The organism is uncultured Sunxiuqinia sp., from assembly GCF_963974515.1.
GTDB lineage: Bacteria > Bacteroidota > Bacteroidia > Bacteroidales > Prolixibacteraceae > Sunxiuqinia.
Genome location: NZ_CAXBDD010000049.1, coordinates 21923 through 29045, shown reverse-complemented (window position 1 = coordinate 29045; position 7123 = coordinate 21923). Strand labels below are relative to the sequence as shown.

At 44.3% G+C, this 7123-nt stretch carries 6 protein-coding genes; 3 read left to right on the top strand and 3 right to left on the bottom strand.

The genetic code is table 11. The features are described 5' to 3' along the window. Positions 1-12: 12 nt before the first annotated feature. Positions 13-2343 (bottom strand): BamA/TamA family outer membrane protein, encoded by a 2331-nt coding sequence (locus tag AAC033_RS11715; protein WP_339738291.1) that lies wholly within the window; start codon positions 2341-2343, stop codon positions 13-15. A gap of 98 nt (positions 2344-2441) precedes the next feature. On the opposite strand from AAC033_RS11715, the gene AAC033_RS11710 reads away from it, so the two are divergent. After that, positions 2442-3209 (top strand): RNA methyltransferase, encoded by a 768-nt coding sequence (locus AAC033_RS11710; RefSeq protein ID WP_339738289.1) that lies wholly within the window; start codon positions 2442-2444, stop codon positions 3207-3209. Between the two features lie 64 nt (positions 3210-3273). Here AAC033_RS11710 and AAC033_RS11705 read toward each other — a convergent pair whose 3' ends face one another. Next, positions 3274-4152: a creatininase family protein gene (locus AAC033_RS11705; RefSeq protein ID WP_339738287.1), complete on the bottom strand. Its 879-nt coding sequence runs from the start codon at positions 4150-4152 to the stop codon at positions 3274-3276. Positions 4153-4384: 232 nt separating this feature from the next. On the opposite strand from AAC033_RS11705, the gene rluF reads away from it, so the two are divergent. Both rluF and AAC033_RS11695 read left to right on the top strand, forming a co-directional pair. After that, on the top strand, positions 4385-5128 hold the full coding sequence (gene rluF / locus AAC033_RS11700) for a 23S rRNA pseudouridine(2604) synthase RluF (protein WP_339738285.1): 744 nt from the start codon (positions 4385-4387) through the stop codon (positions 5126-5128). Between the two features lie 342 nt (positions 5129-5470). Continuing rightward, on the top strand, positions 5471-5923 hold the full coding sequence (locus tag AAC033_RS11695; protein ID WP_339738283.1) for a cold shock domain-containing protein: 453 nt from the start codon (positions 5471-5473) through the stop codon (positions 5921-5923). Between the two features lie 116 nt (positions 5924-6039). Here AAC033_RS11695 and leuB read toward each other — a convergent pair whose 3' ends face one another. Next, positions 6040-7104, bottom strand: a complete 1065-nt coding sequence (gene leuB / locus AAC033_RS11690; RefSeq protein WP_339738281.1) for a 3-isopropylmalate dehydrogenase — start codon at positions 7102-7104, stop codon at positions 6040-6042. Positions 7105-7123: the final 19 nt, after the last annotated feature.

Below are 7123 nucleotides of genomic sequence, written 5' to 3'. Positions count from 1 at the left end.
ATTAAATGCAGGTTAAAACGGATAACCAATTGCAAAGGACAGATTGAAATGTTCAGCTGAAATCGGATAGTTTCCAATGATGAACCGCTTCCCTGCTTGCAGCGATGGATCACGCAGTTTCATCCCCAGGTCGAGCCTGAAAATAAAGTAGGTAAAATCGAAGCGCAACCCCATGCCAGTGCCAAGGGCAATCTGCTTGTAAAACTGGTCAAATTTAAATTGAGCACCCGAGCGATTATCTTTTTCGTTGATCGCCCAAATATTGCCGGCATCCAGGAAGAAGGCACCTTCAATTCGCCACACAAACCGATAGCGATACTCCAAATTTGCCTCCAGCTTAATATCGGACGATTGGTTCGGATAAGCCCCTTCGGGAGCATCGTATGTTCCGGGCCCCAACGAGCGAACCTGCCATGCCCTGATTCCGTTAGCTCCTCCCGTAAAATACTTCTTCTCAAATGGCAGTACATCGAAATTGCCATAGGGCAACCCAACTCCAACAAAGGTACGTGCTACAATGGAGTTGAACTTATCGACCATGTGTCCATACCGGTATTCGAAGTCGGCTTTCAGGTATTGGGCATAACGAGTTCCCAGCACCCGATGATAATCTGACACCTGCCCGGTGATCGTATCTGTAAAACTGGCTTTTGGACGATCAAAAACATTAGAATATGCTGACAGCATATTTCCCGCAGATTCAAACGACCATTTAAAGTAGCGGTAGTCTGCTCTTCGCTTCAGGTTTTGTGTATTATCCACCTGGGTATAATTCATCGCAAAAATAAGGTGATCGGTAAAGCTGCTTTTAATGTAGAGGTCCCGTATCGAATTCAAAAAATTGTCATTAAACTCATAAAGGTTGACATAGTTAACATCGACTACATTGAGAAAATGTGATCGGCTGGGAGACGTTTTCCAATTGTATCCGAACGTGAAATTGGTGATCGTCCGGGTATAATCCGGGCGCCGTTGATAGTTAAACCCAAGCTTCACATCAGTTTGAGGTACCTGATAATTAAATAAGGCTCTCCTTTTCAGCGGACTCATAAATTTGGGAATGGCTAACGCCCCTTCAACTCCAAACTCACGAGTATTGAAGCTCAAGCTATTATCCTCAATCAACGTCTGTTGTCGTTCAATAGCTCCTTTTAAATTTAGGTTAAATATTTCAGCTCCCCGAAAGACGTTCCGGTGCTGATAATTGAGATTCCCGGCCACTCCCAGGTTTCCCGAAGAATTGGTGCCATCCAAGTCAACTGAGAACCCTTGACGCGGCAATGGCGACAACTGAAACCTACTATCCAGCACCCCAATGGAGTCATTACCCAAATCAGCCACTTCATCAAAATTCAGGTTAACCACCCGGAACTGTCGCAACTGAATAAGCGAGCGGTAGGTTCTTTCTACATTGATCTGCGAATAGTATAAACTATCTTCCATTCGATTGATATTGTAAAACAACTCCGGTTTATACCTCATTCTTCCATTGTAATAAAAAGTATATGGGAAATTCTTTAAAGTGTCCGATTCTGCAACGGGCTGGCTGCCACTTAATTGCGAAGGCACGAAACCAGGCGTAATATGAAACGAACGAACAATGAACTTCCGGTGAGGTTTCACCTGCTCCATTTCGTCATCCAAATCAGCATCGGCTACCTGCACCGTCAAATCAACCTGCTTATTCATCAAGGCACTATCAGCTACATAGGAAATATGCTCCGTCGAAAAATCATAATAACCATAGTCCTTTAGTCGGCTGGCAATTCGGGTGCGCTCAGCATTCAAAACATCCACATCAAAAATCTCTCCTGCCCCGATCAGCTGGTTTGTCGTATCAGCCAATATCAGCGACGCAACGCGACGGTCCGCAAACCGATACCCGTAATTTCTGACCCGATATGGCTCGCCGGTTTCAATGGCGTAAACCACCTCCACTTTCTGCTTCCTTTCTTTGGTGATAACCTGTTCCGAAACAGAAGCATCATAATATCCCTTGTTCTTCAGGTAAAGTTTGAGCTGCTCCTTGGAGCGCTGAGTCAAATAGTCATCATAAATAACCGGAGCCTCCCCAATTCGCTTAAACCAACCTTCTTCTTTTTTAGCGGAAGACAGATTATACAATCCCAGGTGGAATTTTATGAAGCCCAGAATTTTCAAGTTTTCCTTTTGCCGAACCTGCGCTTTTAGCTGCTCTTTGCTGATGGAGTTATTGTCAATTTCTATCTCCGTATCGTTCAGCAAATATTGGCCTTCAGGAACAAATTTGGTCGATGTGCAAGAGAAGAAGTTGACTGTCACAAACAGTCCAATCAGTATTTTAAACAGGCTCACTTTTCTCATTTCTCAACCATCTCTAGGAATTTCAACAAAAATAAACACTATCGGACGCAAACAAATCGATTAGGGTTTTTATTTTTACAAATTGTTTGCCAACTACCATGCTAAGTAAGAACAAAATAAAATTCATTCAGTCACTCAATCGAAAAAAAACGCGCGATCAGGAAGGCGTATTTCTGGTTGAAGGAAATAAAGTGGTTTTAGAAGCCGTAGCATCCGGGTTTCCGGTGAAGTTGCTCGCTGCCTCGTCCAGCTTTTTGAAGAATAATCGGCTTACAGCGACCGCTGCCAAAGAAGTGGTTGAATGCAGCCCGGAGGAAATCAAAAAGGCTAGTCAATTGAAAACGCCGCAGGAAGCCATCGCTGTTGTTGAGATTCCTACCCATCAATTGACGAACGCGCAACTTGCCGGGGAGTTTTCATTGGCGCTCGATTTCATTCAAGATCCCGGAAACCTGGGAACGATTATCCGAATCGCCGACTGGTTTGGGATTAGGCAGGTGCTTTGCTCCGTGAATTCCGTTGACTGCTACAACCCTAAAGTGATCCAGGCCAGCATGGGTGCTATCTTCCGGGTGCAGATCCACTACCTTGATCTTGCGAAATTGGCCAATGAAGCCCAAGAGAGTCAACTGCCAGTTTATGGCACCTTTCTGGAAGGCGAAAACATTTACACGTCGAATCTTTCGCCCCACGGGATTCTGGTGATGGGAAACGAAGGAAACGGCATTTCGCCTGTGCTGGCAGGTAAAATTCGACATAAAATTCACATCCCTTCATTTGCCCATGGAAACGCCGGATCAGAGTCACTCAATGTAGCCACAGCGACCGCTATTTGTTGTTCTGAATTTAAACGAAGAGTCGTCTAACTGTCACGCAAACGCCCTGCCAAATGAAAATCCCTATATCTCGTCAAGCATCTGATGTCACATCCTATTGCTTTGTTTTTAAAGGATTACCTGCTTCGTTGAAAAACTGTTTTTGCAGGCCAGGCACGGTCTCATCTGCTTTAATGTTCTGAATGACTTTAACAAACTGCTCCACCACTGAGTTGATCAGAAGCTCGCCGGCCCGGGCATTAGCTTTTGCTCCATCTCCCCCGTAATGGTTCGGATAACTGGCATACCACCAAATGCCGGTATATACATGCTCCAGGTGTTCTAGTCGATCAAGGTCTATACCCGATTGCTCGCCTGACCGATCCAAATGAACCACCCCGGGTTTGATGGCCTCCATGAGCGAGGACTCCCGATTACCCCCGTGCGAATCGTATTGATCTATTTGAGTCAGCGCCTCCATCTCCTTTAGAATCTCCCGTTCATACGAGGGCTGAAACCAGTACAAGCTGTAATCGCGTTCTTTTGAAAGTTGGGCCATTCCAAAGTAATTCAGAAAAGCATTGTTGCCTCCGTGTCCGTTGATCAGAATGATCTTGTCGAATCCGTTCCGGCAAAGCTCGTCAAGCGTTTCCTGCAACACTTTCCAAATGAGTTCGGGGCTGTAGGAAATAGTCCCGGGCTGGTGCCGGGCTTCATTAATCTGGCTAAAATAATACCAGGGAAAAACCACGGTGTATTCTTTACCGGCAGCACGTAAAGCCAACTCGCGCGCAATGTACAGATCGGTGCCTAAGGGCAAATGAGCACCATGTTTCTCGAACACCCCAATGGGCAAAATACAAGTTTTAGAGGATTTTTCAACTGCCCTTACATAGTCTGGCGCAGTCAGTTCTTCAAATCTAAAAGAAAGGTCCTGGGCTTGCAAGGCCATAGCAAACGAAAACACAAGGTTTAGTAAGATTAATCTTTTCATTCGGTTCATGATTTAGAAGGTTTGTCTAAAAATACCGAATATTTTTCGAAAACACCTGATTAAAATCAGCCGTGCGAACAGCGCTAATACTCAATTTAGATGCTCGCCCTTAAATGAAAACCGGCACTTTTCTTATCTTTCGGCCCCAAACAAGGCCGCGACTTCGCAGGTATGATCCTTTGAATCAAACCCAATCGAATGGCGCTTGTTCTAATGATAAAACACACAAAAGGTGACACAAACAACGCGAATCAACAAGTATTTAAGTGAAGTGGGTTATTGCTCGCGGCGGGCAGCAGATAAATTAATTGAAGCAGGCCGGGTAACCATCAACGGTATGGTTCCGGAAATGGGAACCAAAGTCGGCCAGATGGATGAGGTCCGGGTAGATGGGAAACTAATTTCAGAGCCCAAAGACAAACCCGTTTACCTGGCTTTTAACAAACCGGTGGGCATCGTGTGTACAACCGACACCCGGGTGGAAAAAAATAATATCATCGATTACATCGACTACCCCAAGCGGATTTTCCCAATCGGGCGACTTGACAAACCCAGCGAAGGACTGATCTTTTTGACCAATGACGGCGACATTGTTAACAAGATTTTACGCGCACGAAACAACCATGAAAAAGAATATTTGGTTACGGTAAACAAGCCCATCACCAAGGAATTTATCCGAAAGATGGGCAGTGGAATCCCGATTCTGGATACGGTGACACGCCAATGCGAAGTGGAACAAATTGATTCGCACCAATTCAGAATCATTTTAACCCAGGGCCTCAACCGGCAAATCCGTCGCATGTGCGAATACCTGAACTATGAAGTAACTAAACTTAAACGCATCCGAATTATGAATATCTCGCTGGATGTTCCTGTTGGCAAGTGGCGCTATCTGACTACGAAAGAGCTGAAAGGCATAAATCAACTGCTTTCAGACTCATCAAAAACTCACGGCCCGGAAAATGATTGGTTGTGAAACGACACATGCTTCATTTGAAAGATCAGGTTAAACGACTCCCTGATGTTAATTTACCCGTAGCCACAAGCTCCAGATTATTATTCCATCAAATAAAATTGTAACTTAGCCGAAATTTTGGGCTCAAAAATAGCGCTAAAAAGACCAGACCCACTCCTTTCAGTCGTTCAGTATAGTTCTCTTTTTTTGATCCTTTTTTACTAAAAAAAGCAATTTCCGCCTCATTTATAAGCGTGAAAAGTAAAGTCCGGTTGCAATATCGGAAACCTGTTTTGCCATTCCTTCGTAGGCTGGTAAATACATAGTATGAGTATTCACTAATAATTAATATAAACAGAATTTATGGGTAGGTCTCAAGAAACATTTAACAAAAAAGAAGTACGAAACAAGAAAGAAAAAAAGAGAAAAGAGAAAGAGAAGAAACGATTGGCCAGAAAAGACAATGAAAAATCAAACAGTCTGGACGATATGATAATGTATGTTGATGAAAATGGAAACTTCACCGACACACCACCCGATCCCTCTCAAAAAGCAGAAGTTAACGTTGAAGACATTGAGGTCAGTGTGCCGAAGAGCGATCCGAACGAAGCAATTGATCCAATACGCAAAGGAACGGTAACTTTCTTCAACGATTCAAAAGGTTACGGATTTATCCGTGATTCAGAAACGAAAGAAAGTGTTTTTGTCCATATCAACAATGTGCTGGAAGACATCAAAGAAGGAAACCTGGTTAGTTTCGAGGTTGAAATGGGCCAAAAAGGACCAACCGCCGTCAAAGTGAAGCAAATAAAATAACGCTATTCGAACCCGAATCATTGGAAAAAGAATCTGGCTCGATGAAGCTCATGATATATTCAAAAAAGGCCTTCCAAATTGGAAAGCCTTTTTCTGTTTCAATGAGAAAAAAATGTTTATGCCTTGGAAATATAGTCAGCAATCCAATCGCCCACTTCCGATGTTTTGTATGCTTTTCCTTCGGCAATATCTTCAGTAACCACTTTTGCGTCCATTGAGGCAGCAACAGCTTTACGGATCAGCTTACCTTCATCCATCAGGCTAAAAGCATACTCAAACATCATGGCTGCCGATAAAATGGTGGCAATAGGGTTGGCAATGTCTTTCCCGGTTGCCTGCGGGTACGAGCCGTGGATCGGTTCAAAAACCGAGGTGTGAATCCCGATCGAAGCCGATGGCAAGAGTCCCAGCGAACCGGTAATCACACTGGCTTCATCGGTCAGAATATCACCGAACATGTTTTCGGTCACCATCACATCAAAGTTTTTCGGCCACTGGATGATTTGCATTGCAGCATTATCCACAAACATGTATTCCGTTTTCACGTCCGGATAACTGGGGGCCATTTCCTGCGCAATTTCGCGCCACAAACGTGAGCTTTCCAGCACATTGGCTTTGTCAACCACCGTTAGCTTTTTGTTGCGTTTAAGGGCAAATTCATAGGCCAGTTTCAGAATGCGTTCCACTTCATCGCGGGTGTAGGTGCAAGTGTCAAAAGCCGTGTTTCCGTTATCTTTCCGTCCTTTTTCGCCAAAATAAATACCACCGGTCAACTCGCGAATGGCGACAAAATCAGCTCCTTCGACCAACTCACGGCGCAGAGGCGATTTATGTAACAACGACTCAAAAGTTTCCACCGGACGAATATTAGCATACAAACCCAGTTTCTTGCGCATCAACAACAATCCCTGCTCCGGGCGAACTTTGGCTTTGGGGTCGTTATCATACTTCGGATCGCCAATAGCACCAAACAGCACGGCATCGGACTGCATACACAGTTCATGCGTCTCATCAGGGTATGGCTCACCCAATTTATCAATAGCCACAGCGCCCGTCAAACCAAAGTTGTATTCCAATTCGTGATTAAATTTCAGGGCAACAGCTTTCACTGCTTTCATTGCCTGATCAATAATTTCAGGTCCAATTCCGTCTCCCGGAAGAACCGCTAATTTCAATTTCATATTCTTCTATTTATTTTCA

Bases quoted from the DNA above. Each gene is read 5' to 3' on its own strand.
- AAC033_RS11715 (WP_339738291.1), bottom strand. From the start codon at position 2,343: ATGAGAAAAGTGAGCCTGTTTAAAATACTGATTGGACTGTTTGTGACA.
- AAC033_RS11710 (WP_339738289.1), top strand. From the start codon at position 2,442: ATGCTAAGTAAGAACAAAATAAAATTCATTCAGTCACTCAATCGAAAA.
- AAC033_RS11695 (WP_339738283.1), top strand. From the start codon at position 5,471: ATGGGTAGGTCTCAAGAAACATTTAACAAAAAAGAAGTACGAAACAAG.
- leuB (WP_339738281.1), bottom strand. From the start codon at position 7,104: ATGAAATTGAAATTAGCGGTTCTTCCGGGAGACGGAATTGGACCTGAA.
- AAC033_RS11705 (WP_339738287.1), bottom strand. From the start codon at position 4,152: ATGAAAAGATTAATCTTACTAAACCTTGTGTTTTCGTTTGCTATGGCC.